Here is a 17,432-nt window from a genome sequence, read left to right on the forward strand (position 1 = left end):
TTTGCTTCCTTAAATGTCGGGTGTTGGAGTGGTTTCTGTAGAGGTTTTGGTGCCGGTAACCGGATGGCCTGACAGTAGTGCTTCGCCCATTTTTATCGAGTGACCTTCGGCGATGCCGGGGCAGAGATGATACTGCTCCGAGGCAAAAGCGATGATGGTGGAACCGTGCTGGAAGTACCCCATCTCCTCGCCCTTTTGCAGCCTGGCGTCGCAGGGAATGCGATTGGCGCCCTGGTAGGTCAGGTCCAGCGGCTCTGGCAGAAAGTGGAACTTCATGCTGGCCACCAGAATGGCAGCGACCGGCACCAGCGTCAGGCAGTAATCCGGGTGGCCGCACTCCAGTTCCAGCACTGCCCGTTCGTTCTTGCAGAACAGTTTTTCCACTTTCTTCAGGGCAATCGGGTTCACGTTCCAGGTATCCCCGGAGATGTAGTTCACCTGCCTCACCCGGCAGTCCACCGGCGCATGAAACCGGTGATACATGCTGGATTTCAGCCGCAGGGTCACGAACTGGCCGTTGCGATAGCGCGCCGCGACTCGCTCATCCGGTATCAGGTCCTCCAGGGTGTAGGGAAAGCCCTTGGCCTGGAACAACTGGTTGCCCTGAATCCGGCCACAGGCGCCGATAAGGGCGTCGCAGGGGCTGCTGACGATCTCTGGCCGGGCATCCACCGGGCGCAGGCCGGGCTTGAGCTGGCGGGTGAAACATTCCTGCAGGCTGCGAAACTGCTGTGTTTGTGCATCCTGCAGCCGCAGATCGTCCGCAAACTGCTGCCAGACGGCGATGGAAAGCCGAGTCAGCGCCGGGCTTTCGATCCTGCTGAACCGACCCATGAAAAGGGTCAGCCAGCGCCGTGGCAGGCGGTTGGTCAGTAGGAAATTCAGCTGCTCACTGGCACTCAGGTGGGCCTTTGCAGCAGGCAGAGTATCGACAGAATCCACTAGGCCACCGTCACTTCAGCGCGAAGCTGTTCCGGGTAGTCCAGCCCCAGGTCAGCCAGGAACTGTCGCATGATGGGCTCGGCCTGGAAGCGCGCCGCCCGTTTGCGGGCATTGTCGGCCATGGTCTTGCGCGCCGCCGGATCCTGGAAGTGACGCACAATCGCTTCGGCCATGGTGTTTGTGTCTTCTACCAGATAACCGCTGACCTCGTGTTCGATGATGTCTTTTGGGCCCTTGCAGTTGTAAGCCAGTGCGGGCATGCCGTGGGTCAGTGCTTCCAGTAAAACATTGCCAAAGGTATCGAAGCGGGACGGGAACACGAACAGGTCCAGCCCCAGGTAGAGTGACGCCAACTGCTCCCGGGTCTGCCAGCCAACAAAGACGGCATCCGGCATGGCCCGTTGCAGGTCAGCGCTGGCGGGGCCTGACCCGGCGACCACAATTTTCAGGCCGGGAACGGAAAGCCGTGCTTCCCGGACGATCTCGGGCAGGTCGAAAATGCCTTTTTCCCGACTCAGCCGACAGGCGATGAACAGCACGGGCGTGTTTTCGTTGGCACCGGGAATCAGGTCAGCCTTGCGCACGGGCTGTACCCGAAGATCCCTGGGCGCGGTGTGGTGAGCGGTCAGGAAGATTTTTTCCTGTGGCAGCTGCATCTCATAGCCGGTGAGCCAGTCCCGGTGCTCGCGGTTGAGCACGAAGACCCCGTCAAACCGGCTGTAGAGCGCCCGCATCAGGCGGCGTACCCGGTCCCGCTCATGCTGGTTCAGGTTGGTGGTGTGGGTGATGAAGTCGATCCAGTCGGTGTGCATGAAGAAGTAGCTGGGCACGTTGAACATCTGCTGCAGGAACAGCGCCACCAGCGCCATGGGGCCTTCGGTGGAGCAGACAATCCGGTCATAGCCGCCTTCGTAGAAAATGCGGGCGATTTCCATCACATCCGGGACTTGCAGGGTCTGTTCGCCGAAGGGATGCAGATCGATATCGGCGATGGGTTTCACCACATGCAGGTGGGGTTCCGGCTCGGCCTCCGGGTGACAGATCAGGAAATCAATGGGCATATCCGTGCGCTTGATCTCTTTCAGCTTGCCGCTCAGGGAGGTGGATACGCCGTTCTTGTCCAGCAGGGTGTCGGTCAAATAGAGGGCGCGCTTTGAATGTTCATTCCTGCCCAGCTCCCGGGCGAAGCGGTTGAGCAGGTCACGGTTCTGATAGAGCACCCGGGTCGACGCCAGGGTGGACCCCGCCAGCACCGTGCTGATCAGCACCGGGAACGACAGGCTGTCCAGGGCTTCGGCCAGGTTGAGGTTGCTCATATTGTCCTGGCGCTTGCCGTCGCCCAGAAACAGCGCGGTCAGCTGGCTGGGAATTTCCAGCTTGCGAGTCAGTTCTTCCGTGGAGAAATCCTTCAGGCTGGCGCCTTCATGCTTTTCCAGTGCCTTACGGAATCGTTTGGCAATCAGCAGGTTCAGATGGTTGAACAGCTCGCCAATGCTGTCGTTCACCGTATCCACAAAGCGTTCAGGGTGATTGCGTCGGCTGTCGGCAATCTTCTCAAGCTGGGTGATGCAGAATTTGTAGTCTTTGCTTGCCTGCCATTTCAGGAAACGCTGGGGTTTCTTACCCTGGAGCGCGTCATGAATGAACGAGAAGAACTTCATGGTTTTCTTGTGTTTTTGCATCTCCAGAAACAGGTTGGCCAGCACGAAGCAGCCCATCTTGTCCCAGGCCGACCCGCGGTGCAGCAGAATGCGCAGCAGGCCCGGGTCCTTGAGTTTGGTCGCCACCTGGGAGAAGTAGTCCAGCAGGGCGATATTGAGCTTCTGGTTCTCGCCCACCGTGCCGAAAGGCGCAATGTTACCTTTGCGCAGCGCTTCCAACGCCAGCGTGGAGGCGGATTCGGTTTTCAGGCGTTCCTGCAGATCCGGCACGTAAAGTTGCGAGCCACAAAGCCCGGCAAAAATCCCGGTGTGGTCGTCGGAGCCGCCGGTCACAACCTTGGGCTGATCCGGGTCGACCCCGAATTCTGCCGGGTCCAGATTATGCTTTTTGGCGTAGGCGCGAATGCGTTCTGGGGTCAGGCTTTGCACCCAGTTCAGGGTCAGCACGCTTTGCCACAGGTCCCGCTGGCCGTTCAACACTTCGAAGCGCCAGAACATGACCGCCAGCTTTTCGAACAGGCACAGGTCGATCTTGTCATTGCGGCTGTAGAGGTAAAGCGGGTGCGGCTGGATAACCGGAATATCGTTCTGGGCGGCGTACCGCAGGAAGTCGTAGATGTTCTGACGCTTCTGGTTGAGGATGACCTCCTGTTCCCGGGTAAAGCCGTAGGTGAGCACGTGAAGGAACAGATCGTACTCGGGGAAGAAGCAGGTGAACTCGCAGCCCACCAGCACATCCTCGCCTTTTTCCTGCAGTTCCCAGCAGGATCGGGCGTTGTTGTGGTTGGTGACGGTGACCACTGAACTGCCGTTCTGCTTCAGCACCTTCACCAGCTTTTTGGTTTTCAGCCAGGTTTCTGGCAGGCGCAGGATCCGGCCCCAGAGTTCATCGGGTATGTCGCTGTTGTGGTCGTGGCAGTGAAAGTCGATCCGCAGGCAGTTTTCCGGGTCGAAACGCCGGCCCTGCTGGCTAAGGAAGTCATCAAATTCCGATCTCAGACCGCTACGGAAACGGGGTTCGCCGTTGCTTTGCCATTGCATCGTCATACCTAACCCACCTTTCTTGAGTATTGGTCCTGGTCCGCCATCGGGCCAGAACGGGTGTCGTGTCTGGTTGTTGCAAGCGGGCCAGACAGCCTGCCTTTCAGAATCGGGAAGCGGGCGGACACCATATCCACCAGAAACTGGCGTCTGATGGCCTTGTTGGTCAGCGCCGGGCTCTGCCACCACCAGCCGTCTGCGTCCATTTGGCGGGCGGCCTCAACAAACCGTTCAATTACGTGGTTGAAGTCCTCATCGGTGAAGCTGTAGCTCATGATCAGCCGACCGGTGCCGGTCCAGCTCAGCTCCAGCCCGGCCTGGCGCAGGTAGAACTGGAACATCCAGTTGTAACGGCTGGGCCGGGTGTAGAGCACCGACAGAATGGAATGGAGGTTGGTGATTCGCAGGGGCAGGCCTTCGCTTTCCAGGCGCTGGTTGAAGCGGGCGACACGCTGGTTCCACAGGGTTTCAGACGTCCGGTACTGCTGCTGGATATGCGCCTGCCGGATGCGGTTCAGGAACACGTTCATCGCCCCCATCACATAGGGGTGGGAATTAAAGGTGCCACGGGCGAAAGACACGTTCACCGGCTGATCGTCCTTGAAGCGCCGCATCAGCCGGTGGGTGCCGGCCAGCACGCCAATAGGCAGGCCGCCGCCCAGAGTTTTGCCATAGGTCACCAGATCCGCCTGAATGCCGTAGAATTCCTGGGCGCCGCGGTAAGCCAGCCGGAAGCCGGTAAACACCTCGTCGAAAATCAGCACAATGCCGCGTTCGGTGCAGACGTCCCGTACCTGGCTCAGCCAGTCGGTGTAGCTTTGCTTGTCGAAAACGTTGTTGCGGTCGCTGGCGACCAGCGCGGTATCGGAAGGTGCATCACTGTTAGGGTGAAACGCCTGCAGCGGGTTGATCAGCACGCAGGCTATGTCCTTGCGGGAGCGCAGAATGTGAAGGGTCTGTTGGCTCTGATCCGCCAGGGTGTAGACGTCCCGGGCCTTGCGGGTGTTGCCGATGCCCGGCTGAACCCCATCCCACCAGCCATGATAGGCGCCGCAGAATCGCACCAGGTGGGTCCTGCCGGTGTGGTAGCGGGCCAGGCGCACCGCCTGCATCACCGCCTCGGTGCCGGACATGTGGAAGGACACCTCATCCAGCCCGGACACTTCGCAGATCATCTCCACGTTTTCCGCAATCAGCGGATGGTAGGCGCCGAGCACCGGCCCCAGGCCCCTGGTATGGGCAATGCCTTCATCCATGCACTGCTTGTAGAAGTCGTAGCCAAATACGTTGACGCCGTAAGAACCGGACAGGTCGTAGCGCCAGTTGCCATCCAGGTCCCGCACCTGGGAGCCCTTGCTTTCATCGGCCATAGAGCCCAGCCGGAAACATTCAGGCAACTGGTCGCTGTAAGGAAAAGGCACCCGGTAGCGGCTGGTAAAACGCACATCGGAAACACTGTCCCGGATGGCCCGCAAGTAGGCCAGTGTCCTGTGGCAATGCTGCTCGGCGTTGTTCTGCAGGGTGCGGATTGCCTTGCGGCGCTGCTGCTGCACCGGTTCCGGCGCGCCATCGCTGGCGAAGAATGCGTTGTCGTCGTAGCTGAAGAAAGGCACCAGACGTGCAACGCGGCGGGACCAGTTGCTGTGACCCCGCAGCGAGGGATGCTTGGCCCTGGAAAGCTGCAGCCTGACTGCAAGCCTGTAGATGCAGTAAAGACCGGCAACCGCGGTGAGGGCGTAAATACTAAAGGTAGACGTCATGGACCCTGTTCCTGCTGGTTTGGTTAAAAACTAGCAAGACAAGGTGAAGTCTTTGTGTCAGTTCAGAGGCAGTTGGATGACAGCGCTCAATGGCACATCCGCCAGTGGGAGACCCTCGGCCCGTTAAGGAGCCTTCAGTAGTTCTACGTCGCCATACCAGGCTTTGGCGCTTTCGCCAGTGTTGTCAGAGTCTGACATGATCGCAACGCCCACCAGTGCTGGCGGTTCGGCACCAAATGCCTTGCGGTAATCCGCCACTATATTCCTCTCTGCGGTCAGCCACTGGCCGGCTTTTTCATTGCTGGATTCCACGGCCAGCATCATGGTGGTGTCGGTGTAGGGGTTCGGAACGATTTCGCCTTTCTCAAGCCGGTTGGCCCAGATGTAATTCAAGGCATTGCCCGGTAGCTCTTCCCCAAACAAAGCCTCGGCGGCTTTTCGTTTTGCCCGCTCGAAAAAACCGGCCTTGTCGGCCTCGAATTCGAAGGCCACATAGATACGGGCCGGGTAGTCATCGCCGTCTTTTGAACGGGCGTCGCCATCCTCGTAAACGGATGACACCTTCCAGCGCCATCGAAGCATCAACTGGTCCCCCGGCTCCACCCGGATTCGTGCGATCAGCCCCGAAGCGCCGCCGTCAGTAGAAGCCATCACCACCTGTTCGCCGTTGTCCTGAACCAGTTGGTATTCGCTGGTGCGATCGATATTGGGAAATTCCAGCGGCTGCCATTCAGGCTCAAGAGTCGATGCCGTGGAGAAAGGTTGGAGGAGCGGTTTTTCATGCTCCTGTGACAACGTTGCCTGCCAGAACAGCGACGACACCAGAAAGGCGACCAGCGCCGATAATCGCAGGCGAACTGTTCTATTGATTAACGTCATACCCGTGTACCTCTGAAAGTTCATTAGAACAGGTTAGCGGGCCTGAGAGCGTCTTGCGATAAAAGCTGCACTCAAAGAGTGCTGACCGTTGATGTCTGAGTCACCGCAGAGCATGTCGGTATTCTGAACGGTCGCGGTTTTTCAGGTAACCGATTCATAAATCGCAATAAATGAACCGTGGCACAGCCTGTGCAACTTTGACATCACTCGTTATAACAAGTGATGCAGGGTTGGATGGAATCTTTAATACTGGTTGTCTGTTTTCTCGGTGCTCTGGTTCAGATCACAACCGGACTGGGCTTCGGCCTGATCGTTGCGCCGCTTTTGCTCGCGTTCTATGAGCCGGTGGATGCCATTCAGATAACCGGTGCGTTGACACTGTTAATCGTGGCGGGTATCGCACCTTTCGTCAGGCGTCGGATCATGCCTTACGAGTTGACTCGCCTGGCCATCGGCACCCTGGGTGGCCTTGTTGTGGGTAGCGCACTGTTGTTGGTGGCATCTATCGATGCCATACGGGTTGCGGCACTGATGGCACTGGCTTATTGCCTGGTCCGCTATGTGACGGTGTTGATACAGGGGGCCAACCCGGCGGAACTTGAGCCGGTGGCCCCCAGGGATGAAAAGGCCAGCCTGTTCTATGGCATGGCATCCGGTGTCATGAGCGCTACCTTGGCCATGCCCGGCCCCCTGGCGCTGGTGTTTCTGCGATCCCGGGGGCTTAATCCTGCCCGGGTCCGCGCCACTGTTTTTGCCCTGATGGTGGGCTCCTACAGTGGCATGCTGGTTATCTCCATCGCCATCAGCGGCCTTTCCGATGCCGTGCTGGCGGGTATCACTCTTTATCTGTTGCCGACGTTGGCGGGTGTGGTGATTGGCCAGCTGGTTTCCGATCGGCTGCCTGATCTTCTCTTCGATGCGATGACAACCCTGCTGATGGTTTCGACCCTGCTTGTGCTGGCAACGAAGATTCTGGAAAGCCATTTATAGGGTGATGAGGATTCGGGATCCCCAGGGAAATAATCAATAGTTTCGAAAAATCCGATCCTTCGCTAACCTTGGGCCTCTCGAGTTGAATGATTCAACGTCACAAGCCGCCCGGAAGGGACATAAGTGAGCCCGGCATGGACAACCTGAACCTTCGCCACCTTTTCTACTTCTGGACTATTGCCCGGGAGGGTTCCATTGTTCGCGCGGCGGAGCATCTGGATCTGACACCCCAGACCTTGAGTGGGCAGCTGGCAACCTTTGAAACCGCCGTGGGCGGTGCGTTGTTTCGTCGGGCCAACCGATCGCTGCAGTTGACGGATTTTGGCCACACGGTGCTAGGTTATGCGGACGAGATGTTCCAGACCGCCCAGGCGCTGTCGGATGTGATCAGCCAGCCGCCGGAAGAGCGCCCGCTCAGTCTGTCCATTGGCATTGCGGCATCCATTCACAAGCTGATTGCCTATCACCTGACCGAGCCGGTGCTGACGCTCAAACGGGAGGTGCGGCTGAGCTGCCGTACCGGTGACCCGGACGAACTTCTGAAACGCCTGGCCCAGAGGGAGCTGGATCTGGTGCTGACCGACCGGCAGCCGGATTCGGCAGAAGCAGGGCGGTTCCGGACTTACCGGTTGGCATCTTCGTCCATGTCGTTGTTTGCGATACCACAGCTGGCCGAGCCCCTGCGGGAAAACTTCCCCCGCAGCCTCAACGGTCAGCCGTTTCTGGCTACATCCCTGAAGGCGCCCTATGTCACCGCGCTGATGAACTGGTTCGCCAGCCAGAATCTGCGGGTGAAGGTTGTGGCAGAGGTGGATGACAGCGCTCTGATCAAGGTGTTCGGGCGCCAGGGAGTGGGCTATTTTGCGGCGCCGACAGCGATACGGGAGGAAGTGTGCCGTCAGTACCAGGTGGAGCATATCGCCCGCATATCGGAGGTGCGCGACACCCTGTATGCCGTCACCCGCTCGGGTAAAAGCCATAACGCGGCTGTGCAAGAGCTGATCAAGGAACGACCCGAGCTGGGGGATAGGCTCGAAAAAACCGATCCATAATTACGAAAAAAATCGATTCTTTATGATATCCGGGTTGGCAAGAATGGTCTCGTGCTTACAAACAGGAGATCGGACCATGAAAACCATCCTCAAATTCAGGCTTGAAAGCGGAAAGGAACCGAATGTCCTGAAGCTGCGAACCGGCTACCGCGTGGTCAGGTGCGAATATGTCGTGCCACAGAAAGCGGTTTTTCTCTGGGTAGAGCAGCCGCTCAAAGTCGATTTGCCAGAGCTTGAGCGTCGTTTCCTGGTGACTTTTTCCGGTGAACCGGTGCCATCAGCCTATCGGTATCTGGACACCGCGCTGGATCCATTCGGGCCTGAGGCTTATCACGTCTACGAAGTTGTTGACGAGCCACGGGAAAAGCCTGGGCAGGCACGGCTCGCCCCTGTGCTAAGCTTATCGGAAAAGAACTCCGATAACTCCGAGACTGTTCATGTTCCGATGTCTGAGCCTGTTCGCCGTTGGCTTGAGTAGAGCTTTATTTGTTTTTCTGGCGCTGTCGCTATCAGCGGCTGCCAGCCAGTTGGGAGAGTCAGCCGGAGTTCTCAATCTCAGGCTGATGGTGTCCGGTGGTGAACAGCGACAGGTCTATCAGGAGCTGATCGACCGTTTCCGAAAAGAGCATCCGGGAATTGCCGTTCGCCACCGGGAGTTTGAGCAGGAAGATTACAAGGCCAATATCGAGGCCTGGTTAAGCCAGCCCGACGGCGCGCCGGACGTCATGTTCTATTTTGCCGGCCATCTGATGGCCGACTTCTATCGCAAAGGACTGGTACGGCCGATTGGCGACCTTTGGCAGTCACAGCAGTGGAACCAGGCGTTTCCGCCTGCCATCAGCGAGATAGTCAGGTACCGGGGCAAGCCCATGGGGCTGCCGATCGCTTATTATCACTGGGGCATCTATTACCGGAAAAGCCTGTTTCAGCGTCTGGGTATAGACCCGCCCGAAACCTGGGATGAACTGCTGGCGGTGGGCGAGGCGCTAAAGGCCGAGGGCATCACGCCATTTGCGCTGGGGTCCGAAGCCAGGTGGCCAGCTGCGGCCTGGTTTGATTACCTGAATCTGCGCACCAATGGCCTCGAGTTTCATCGTGACCTGCTGGCGGGAAAGGCGGCGTTTGATGACGAGCGGGTCCGCCGGGTGTTAAGCCTCTGGGGGGATCTTGTTGACCGGGAGTTTTTCCTGCCCGGGCACAGCCAGATGAGTTGGCGAAGTGCTTTACCCTATCTGTATCAGAATCATGCGGGGATGATGCTGATGGGTGGTTTCGTGGTACCGCAATTCCCGCAGCAGCTGATAGACGATATCGGACTTTTCCCTTTCCCTGTGATCGACCCTGAACGCAGGCTTGCTGAAGAGGCACCCACAGACCTGTTGTTCATTCCCAGCCGGGCCCGCAATGTGACAGAGGCTGAGGCATTTCTGAGATTTGTTGCCCGGCCGGACATACAGGGCTGGTTTAACCGCCGGATGGGAACCATTGCCCCCAACCGCCAGTCGCCGGACCCGGAAGACAGGCTGGTGGCCGAAGGCCAGACCATTCTGAAACGTGCCAGTGGGTACTCCCAGTTCTTTGACCGGGAAATGGTGCGCTCAGTATCCAGCCCTGCCATGGATGCCTTTGTTGATTTTCTCGAACGCGAACTATCGGTTGAAGCCCTGCTTGCCACACTTGCAACCATTCGCCAGAACCCAGAGCAATAGCCTCCTCCTATCCTGACCCTAATAACAATCTATTGGCATTAGGGACTTGAAATCAATAGCTTACGCACCCATTGATACTTTGGTCGTAGAATTTACGCCGTTAATCCAGCCAATAAGGGAGCTAAATCCGATGGGAATCATCAACAGCGAAATCCAGCCGTTCAACGCCACTGCTTTTAAAAATGGCGAATTCGTAGAAATCTCCGAGGCAGACGTCAAAGGCAAGTGGGCCGTTTTCTTTTTCTATCCCGCCGACTTCACATTCGTTTGTCCGACCGAACTGGGCGATGTCGCTGATAAATATGAAGAGCTGCAAAAACTGGGCGTTGAAGTGTTCTCCGTGTCCACCGACACTCATTTCACGCACAAGGCATGGCACAGCAGCTCTGACACGATCGGCAAGATCAACTACTACATGGTCGGCGATCAGACTGGCACCATTACCAACAACTTTGGCGTGATGCGCGAAGGCCAGGGCCTGGCAGACCGGGCAACCTTTTTGATCGATCCGGATGGCGTGATCCAGGCCATGGAAATCACCGCCGAAGGCATTGGCCGTGACGCCGACGACCTGATGCGAAAGGTTAGAGCTGCACAATACGTGCGCAAGCACCCGGGCGAAGTCTGCCCCGCCAAGTGGAAAGAAGGCGAGGCCACACTAACGCCGTCGCTGGACCTTGTCGGCAAGATCTGAGGAGCTTGTCATGTTGGATGCCAGCGTAAAGGAGCAGCTGAAAGCCTACATGGGCAAGCTGCAACAACCGATTGAACTGGTTGCGGCCTATGACGACAGCGACAAGTCCCAGGAGCTGAGACAGCTGCTGGATGAGCTGGAGCCGATGTCGGAAAAAATCAGTCTGCGCACGGAAGAATCGAATGACGTTCGCAGGCCGTCCTTCGCCATCAACCGCGTTGGAAGTGATGAAGCCGGTGTGCGGTTTGCGGGCATTCCCATGGGCCATGAGTTCACGTCGCTGGTGTTGGCGCTGCTTCAGGTAGGTGGCCATCCATCCAAGGAAAGCGAGGAGCTGCAGCAGCAGGTCCGCGATCTGGATGGCGACTTTGAGTTTGAGACCTATTACTCGCTGTCATGCCAGAACTGCCCGGACGTGGTTCAGGCGCTGAACCTAATGAGCGTGCTGAACCCACGCATCAAGCATACCTCCATTGACGGCGCGCTGTTCCAGGACGAAGTGGAACAGCGCGAAGTGATGGCTGTGCCCAGCGTGTACCTGAACGGCGAGCTTTTCGGCCAGGGCCGCATGAGCCTCGGTGAGATCGTCGCGAAAGTGGATACCGGTGCCGAAGCCCGCGAGGCTGAAAAACTCAAGCACAAGGATCCGTTCGAAGTTCTGGTCGTCGGCGGTGGCCCGGCAGGTTCATCGGCTGCGATCTATGCGGCCCGTAAAGGTATTTCCACCGGTATTGTGGCCGAGCGTTTTGGCGGCCAGGTTGCAGACACCATGGGCATCGAGAACCTGATTTCCGTGCCCTACACCGAAGGCCCCAAGCTGGTTGCAGCCATGGAACAGCACGTCAAGGAATACGACGTGGACATCATGAACCTGCAGCGGGCGGAAAAGCTGATTCCTTCCGCAAGTCGCGGTGGTCTGCATGAAGTGCATCTGGCCAACGGTGCCTCGCTGAAATCCCGTACCCTGGTGCTGTCTACTGGTGCCCGCTGGCGCCATATCGGTGTACCCGGTGAAGAGGAATACCGGAACAAAGGTGTGGCCTATTGTCCCCATTGCGACGGCCCGCTGTTCAAAGGCAAGCGTGTAGCGGTCATTGGCGGTGGTAACTCCGGCGTGGAAGCCGCGATTGATCTGGCCGGTATTGTCGGCCACGTCACCCTGCTGGAGTTCGCCGACGAACTGAAGGCGGATGACGTGCTTCAGAAAAAGCTGCGCAGCCTGAAGAACGTGGAAATTCTGACCTCAGCCCAGACCACGGAAATCTTCGGTGAGAACGGTAAAGTCAGCGGCCTGAAATACAGGGACCGCCAGAGTGACGAGGTGCACGATGTCTCCCTGGAAGGTGTGTTCATCCAGATCGGCCTGATCCCGAATACCGAATGGCTGAAAGGCTCCATCGAGCTGAGCCAGCACGGCGAGATCATTGTTGATGACCGTGGTGAAACGTCTATTCCGGGTGTGTTTGCTGCCGGGGATGCCACCACCGTGCCTTACAAGCAGATCGTGATCTCCATGGGTGACGGCTCGAAAGCCGCCCTGAGCGCGTTCGACTTCCTGATCCGTAACCCGGAAGCTTTTTAATCCGTTACTGGATCGCGGAATAGAGACAAACACGGTTTCGGCCTGCGGCTTTCGCTGCGTAGAGCGCTTTGTCGGCACGGCCCAGCAGAGTATCAAGGTCGTCTGAACTTTCTGGAATCAGGGTTGAGACGCCGACACTGACGCTGAGCCCGAGGCTCCCCCGTTCCAGGGGCAGGGGCGATTCATGAATGCCTGTGCGCAGTCGCTCCGCCACTTCGGCGGCCTCTTCTTCCGTGGTGTTTTCCAGGAGTATGGCGAACTCTTCACCACCGAGGCGGGCAAGAATATCGATGTCTCTGATGGCCTGCCGGGCAAGTGCACTCAGGTGCACCAGAGCCTTGTCGCCCACGGCGTGGCCATAGGTGTCGTTTACCTTTTTGAACAGGTCGACGTCGAACATGATGGTGGTAACGGGTCTGCCTGAACGCACCGCTTTTTTCAGTGCGGTTTTTCCCAGCTCAAACAGGTATCGCCGGTTATCGAGGCCTGTCAGGACGTCTGTGCGCGCGGTTTCCTCAAGTTTCCGGTTGGCCTTCTCAAGGGCCAGGGTGCGATCGGCCACCCGTCTTTCCAGATTCATATTCAGTTCGTTCGTTTCGCGCGTTTTATCTGCCAGGCGTTGAATCAGATCCCGCAGAACCGTGGAAAGGACCTTTACCTCCTCATAATCGTCCCGCATTCTGATGAGCGTGTCGGGATTGTTGGGGTCGAGATTACGGGCCTCACGGGCCATCTGAAGCAGGGGCTGGGTCGTGCGTCTTGCGGTCGAAGACGCAAGCAGTATCAGCAGCATTGCCATCAATGCGCCGACACCCAGTATGGTGTTGCGAAGATCCTGTGCGGGCATGAAGGCCTCGTCGGCCTGTTTTCTGACCAATACCTGCCAGTTGAAACCTGCGTATTCTGCGCGGTCCCGAAGCTGGCTGTAACCGACCAGATACTCTTCGGTGGCACCGCTACCCTCGAATGCCATGGATGTCGTGAGGTGGCCGGACTGGTTCGACCGGGTCGCTTCCAGCAACTGGTCGTTGAGCGGTTTACCCACGCTGCCCTCAGGGCCGATGAGAACTTTGCCATCCTCGTTTGCCACAATCAGTTCCGATTTCAGTCGTTCCTGAAGCGGCGCCAGCAGAGATTCGCCGATATTTTCAACCCAGTGCAGATACAGGTGCGCGCCCAGAACACCCATAAGTTCGCCGTCTGCTGACTTCAGCGGAACGGCTATATCCACAAACCGGAGGGGTAGCGGCGAGTCGTTTTCCAGCTTGTCCGCCAGCAATGCGGCTTCGTGGGCGTCCCCAAGGAAAGGGCCTTCCCTGGCGGACTGAAACCAGGGTCGGTGGCCGACATTCATGCCCTGTAGCAGGCCCCCGGTACTGGCGATGACAGTACCATCTGGCTGTACCAGGCCAATCCAGGCATAACTCGGAAAATTCCTGGCCAGTGTGTCAAGCAGTGCCGAAATGTCCGGGGTCTGTTGCCGTTCCAGACGCTGCTTTGAAATAGCGGCGGCAACCATCAGATCGCTGTAGCGTTCATGAAGATCCAGTTCGACCTTGTCCCTGAGCTGGATAGCCACTTCCTCGAGGTTCTGGCCAGTGGATTTGCGTACAGCGTTGACCGCCAGGTCGCTGGCCAGCCAGGTGCCTATGCTGGTTGCAACCAGAATAATGATCCCGAAAAACAGGATCAGGCGGACTTTTAACGTGTTGAGCGTTCTGATAGTGAGAGTCCAGATACAGGTTGGTATATTGAGCGGCTACCATTCTATCAATGGAAATCCCTGGTCGATAATCGTCAGTATAGAAATAAAATTCACAACAAGGACTCACTATGAAAATTGCCGTGTTCTGTGGCTCCAGCCCGGGCAACAAGCCGTATTTCATCGAGGCAGCCGAGCACTTTGGCCAGACCATGACCCGCCTGGGTCACGATCTCGTTTTCGGGGGTGGCAATGTGGGATTGATGGGTTGTGTAGCCGATGCCGTGCTGGCCAGTGGTGGAAAGGCTTATGGTGTAATTCCGGAATCCCTGCGGGATAGGGAGCTGGCGCACCAGGGGCTGACCCGGCTGGACGTGGTTAAATCCATGCATGAGCGTAAGGCGCGAATGGCCGACCTGGCAGACGCCTTCGTAGCCCTGCCCGGCGGCCCCGGCACCATGGACGAAATATTCGAGGCCTGGACCTGGGGCCAGCTCGGCTATCACCATAAACCCTGTGCGCTTTATAACGTCAACGGCTATTACGACGAGTTGTTGTCCCTTATCGGCAAGATGTTCTCTTCCGGCTTCCTGAAGCAGGAATACGCCGATATGGTGATTGTGGAACAGGAGCCGGAAGCGCTGATAGCCCGCCTTGAAAACTATCAGCCGCCGATACAGAAATGGCATTGAACTTCGAAAACCAGCTCCAATAGAATGTAGCCTTGCCATCCAGACACGTAAGGCCCTCCCAATGCGCTCCCCCCGATTCTCGCTGGTCACCGTTTTTCTGGTAGTCCAGCTGTCCCTGACGGCGTCCTTCTCTCACGGCGATGAAGTGCTCCGATCCCGCTTTGAGGCCGCCCATCAGGGTTTCTCCATCGAATTCGGGGAAACCCCATTGCTGATGCTGGAACAGCTGACCGGTTTTTATGGCGCACGCAACTTCGAATTAATCTGGGTCACCCGGGATGGCCGGGTACGCCCGGCCGCACAGACATTACTGGATGCCATTGAAGATGCTGAGAATCACGGCCTGACCCCGGATGATTACCATCTGACCGCAATCAGAAAGCACCTGGAAAACCTGCCTGAAAACGATGCCGATGCTCTGGTGCTGCGGGATCTGGACATGTTGCTCTCTGACGCACTGCTGCTTCTGGCCACTCATCTGCAGCGGGGAAGAACCGACCCGCGGGTTATTGATCCGCAATGGAATGGCACACCCCTGCAACCTGAATGGTTACTGCAGAGCACCGCGGGTCTGGCCAGTCCGCTAACTCCGGAAAGTCTTTCCGGCTTTCTGGCAGATCGATTACCCCGGGATACCGGGTATACCCGGCTGCAGGCTGCCCGCCAGAAACTGGTGAATCTTGAACAGACCGGAAACTGGACCACCATTGAAAATGGCCCACTGCTGCGCCCCGGTGGCCAGGATAAACGCTTGCCGGCGGTTCGTCAGCGCCTGATCCAATTGGGCGACCTGGCGGAAAACGACGACGCGCTTGCTGGCGACGCTTATAACCCTGATGTGTCGGCGGCTGTGATGGCGTTTCAGAAGCGTCATGGTCTGGCGGCAGACGGCGTCATCGGACCTCAGACCGTCACCGCACTTAATACGTCTCCCGAGGAACGTATTGATCGGATCGACGTGAACCTCGAGCGTTGGCGCTGGTTGCCAAGGGACCTGGGGCAACGTTACGTAATGGTCAACATCGCTGGGTTTGAACTGCGGCTGGTGGACCAGGGACAGCCCGCCCTGATCAAAGCTGTCGTCGTGGGCCGCGATTACCGGCGTACCCCGGTATTCAGTGACCGTATACGATATCTGGTGATTAACCCGGATTGGGTTGTGCCCCCCAAGCTGGCGGTTGAGGACAAGCTGCCGGAAATCCGCCGTGACCCCAACTATCTGCAACGCCTGGGTTATCGCATATACGATGGCTGGGGAGCCAACCGACAGGTCATCGATCCCGCCAGCGTGGACTGGCAAAAGGTTTCACCGCAAAACTTTCCCTATCGCCTGGTGCAGGAACCCGGCCCGCTGAACGCGTTGGGGCAGGTGAAATTCATGTTTCCCAATCAATACAATGTTTACCTGCATGACACCCCCAGTCGGGACCTGTTTCGCCAGCCGGAGCGTGCCTTCAGCTCCGGCTGCGTCAGGGTACAGGACCCGATGGAACTGGCGGCGCTGCTGCTGGAGCAGGAAGGCTGGACGCCCCAGCAACTGGATGACAGCCTTGCAGCTGGCGGCACCCGGACCGTCAACCTGAAACAACCGGTACCTGTGCACATCCAATATTGGACCGCCTGGGTGGATGACAATAACCTGGCGCAGTTCCGCAAAGACATCTATCAGCGGGATGAACCTATTCGTCGGGCTCTGCGGGAGTCACAACCGTTATGACGCGGGGCTGTCAGATTTACCCTGTAAGACTTACTTTGCTGAGTCTGACGTTGGTATGGGTTCTGATTCTGGTGGGCCTGGGTACGCCACCAGCTGCATGGGCCGATAGTGTGTTTGATCCCGGCCGGCTGAGTTTTTCCGTGACCGTGAACGACCGGCTAACGCCCTATCACACCATGCTTGCGAGTGTGATGCCAGGCAAAACCCTGGACATTCAGCTGACCGGAACGCATTTGCGGGAGGCGTTCAGCGTTAGTGCCCCTGGGGGCCAGTTTAGCGAGAAGGGGCGCGGGGGCTGGCGCTGGCATGCTCCAGACAACCCTGGCTACTATCCACTCCAGATCACCCGCAGGGAAAGTAATGAAACCTTATCGTTACGGGTGTTTGTACTGGTACCCGCCACGCAGGTTCGTGACGGTCGACTGAATGGTTACCGCATCGGCCACTATCCGGAAAAACCGTTTCGGGGTCTGGCCGCCTATGCTGCGCCGACAGGGTTTATAGAGGTTACTGAGGAAAACGTAAGAACCCAGGTTTCGCCCCATTTTCGCCTTGGGCAGTTCCTGAGCAAACAGCAGTCTGGCTACCCCAAGTACCTGTTGCTGAGTCCGCGGCTGCTGACCAAGCTTGAGCTATTGCTGGAAGATGTCAATGCTGCAGGCATACGGACCAACGGGTTCGTCATCATGAGTGGCTTTCGCACACCCTTCTATAATCGCCTGATCGGCAGTTCTACGAACAGCCGCCACATGTTTGGTGGAGCCGCCGATATTTATATTGATGACGGCCAACCGCGAGGCATGATGGATGATTTGAACAACGATGGTGCCAGCGATCGCAAAGATGCCGCCATTTTGTATGATCTTGCAGAAGATCTACCGCTTCGTCACGGCCTGCCAGAACTGATCGGGGGGCTGGGTGAATACGACGCCCGCCTGCCAGTGAGGGGGCCATTCATTCATGTCGATGTCCGGAGGCTGCGTGCCCGCTGGGGGCGTTCTCCCGACTGAA

At 57.7% G+C, this 17,432-nt stretch carries 14 protein-coding genes; 9 read left to right on the forward strand and 5 right to left on the reverse strand.

What is annotated here, in order from left to right:
* Window positions 1–9: 9 nt before the first annotated feature.
* From asd to E5Q11_RS12935, 4 genes are all read right to left on the reverse strand, one after another.
* Window positions 10–942, reverse strand: a complete 933-nt coding sequence (asd, locus tag E5Q11_RS12920; protein ID WP_168215654.1) for an archaetidylserine decarboxylase — start codon at window positions 940–942, stop codon at window positions 10–12.
* Window positions 942–3,650 carry a glycosyltransferase gene (locus E5Q11_RS12925; protein WP_135803822.1) on the reverse strand — a complete coding sequence of 903 codons (2,709 nt, stop codon included), beginning with the start codon at window positions 3,648–3,650 and terminating at the stop codon, window positions 942–944. The genes asd and E5Q11_RS12925 overlap by 1 nt, the downstream gene beginning before the upstream one ends.
* A gap of 2 nt (window positions 3,651–3,652) precedes the next feature.
* Window positions 3,653–5,404, reverse strand: coding sequence for an aminotransferase class III-fold pyridoxal phosphate-dependent enzyme (locus E5Q11_RS12930; protein ID WP_135803823.1), 1,752 nt, complete (start codon window positions 5,402–5,404; stop codon window positions 3,653–3,655).
* Window positions 5,405–5,527: 123 nt separating this feature from the next.
* Complete coding sequence (locus E5Q11_RS12935; protein ID WP_135803824.1) at window positions 5,528–6,283, reverse strand: DUF3047 domain-containing protein; 756 nt, start codon at window positions 6,281–6,283, stop codon at window positions 5,528–5,530.
* Between the two features lie 234 nt (window positions 6,284–6,517).
* Here E5Q11_RS12935 and E5Q11_RS12940 point away from each other — a divergent pair, with 234 nt between their 5' ends.
* The 6 genes from E5Q11_RS12940 to ahpF all read left to right on the forward strand — a co-directional run bounded on the left by E5Q11_RS12940 (window position 6,518) and on the right by ahpF (window position 12,310).
* Complete coding sequence (locus E5Q11_RS12940; RefSeq protein WP_168215655.1) at window positions 6,518–7,273, forward strand: TSUP family transporter; 756 nt, start codon at window positions 6,518–6,520, stop codon at window positions 7,271–7,273.
* A 134-nt stretch (window positions 7,274–7,407) separates the two neighbouring features.
* The gene (locus E5Q11_RS12945; protein ID WP_135803826.1) at window positions 7,408–8,325 is read left to right on the forward strand and encodes a LysR family transcriptional regulator; all 918 of its coding nucleotides are present in this window, start codon (window positions 7,408–7,410) and stop codon (window positions 8,323–8,325) included.
* Between the two features lie 76 nt (window positions 8,326–8,401).
* Window positions 8,402–8,803, forward strand: coding sequence for a DUF7352 domain-containing protein (locus tag E5Q11_RS12950; RefSeq protein ID WP_225315037.1), 402 nt, complete (start codon window positions 8,402–8,404; stop codon window positions 8,801–8,803).
* Window positions 8,796–10,034 carry an ABC transporter substrate-binding protein gene (locus E5Q11_RS12955; protein ID WP_168215656.1) on the forward strand — a complete coding sequence of 413 codons (1,239 nt, stop codon included), beginning with the start codon at window positions 8,796–8,798 and terminating at the stop codon, window positions 10,032–10,034. The genes E5Q11_RS12950 and E5Q11_RS12955 overlap by 8 nt, the downstream gene beginning before the upstream one ends.
* A gap of 130 nt (window positions 10,035–10,164) precedes the next feature.
* The gene (gene ahpC, locus E5Q11_RS12960) at window positions 10,165–10,728 is read left to right on the forward strand and encodes an alkyl hydroperoxide reductase subunit C (protein ID WP_135803828.1); all 564 of its coding nucleotides are present in this window, start codon (window positions 10,165–10,167) and stop codon (window positions 10,726–10,728) included.
* A 10-nt stretch (window positions 10,729–10,738) separates the two neighbouring features.
* Window positions 10,739–12,310, forward strand: coding sequence for an alkyl hydroperoxide reductase subunit F (gene ahpF, locus E5Q11_RS12965; protein WP_135803829.1), 1,572 nt, complete (start codon window positions 10,739–10,741; stop codon window positions 12,308–12,310).
* Between the two features lie 4 nt (window positions 12,311–12,314).
* Here the strand turns inward: ahpF and E5Q11_RS12970 are convergent, their stop codons facing one another.
* Entirely contained in the window at window positions 12,315–13,889 is a 1,575-nt protein-coding gene (locus tag E5Q11_RS12970; RefSeq protein ID WP_135803830.1) for a sensor domain-containing diguanylate cyclase, read from the reverse strand.
* Between the two features lie 254 nt (window positions 13,890–14,143).
* On the opposite strand from E5Q11_RS12970, the gene E5Q11_RS12975 reads away from it, so the two are divergent.
* The 3 genes from E5Q11_RS12975 (at window position 14,144) to E5Q11_RS12985 (ending at window position 17,431) form a co-directional block, all read left to right on the forward strand.
* Window positions 14,144–14,704 (forward strand): LOG family protein, encoded by a 561-nt coding sequence (locus E5Q11_RS12975; protein WP_135803831.1) that lies wholly within the window; start codon window positions 14,144–14,146, stop codon window positions 14,702–14,704.
* Between the two features lie 61 nt (window positions 14,705–14,765).
* On the forward strand, window positions 14,766–16,421 hold the full coding sequence (locus tag E5Q11_RS12980; protein WP_135803832.1) for a L,D-transpeptidase family protein: 1,656 nt from the start codon (window positions 14,766–14,768) through the stop codon (window positions 16,419–16,421).
* A 35-nt stretch (window positions 16,422–16,456) separates the two neighbouring features.
* The gene (locus tag E5Q11_RS12985) at window positions 16,457–17,431 is read left to right on the forward strand and encodes a D-Ala-D-Ala carboxypeptidase family metallohydrolase (RefSeq protein WP_191964479.1); all 975 of its coding nucleotides are present in this window, start codon (window positions 16,457–16,459) and stop codon (window positions 17,429–17,431) included.
* Window position 17,432 lies beyond the last annotated feature (1 nt).

Origin of the sequence: Marinobacter confluentis (assembly GCF_004785685.1) — a bacterium.
Lineage (GTDB): Bacteria > Pseudomonadota > Gammaproteobacteria > Pseudomonadales > Oleiphilaceae > Marinobacter > Marinobacter confluentis.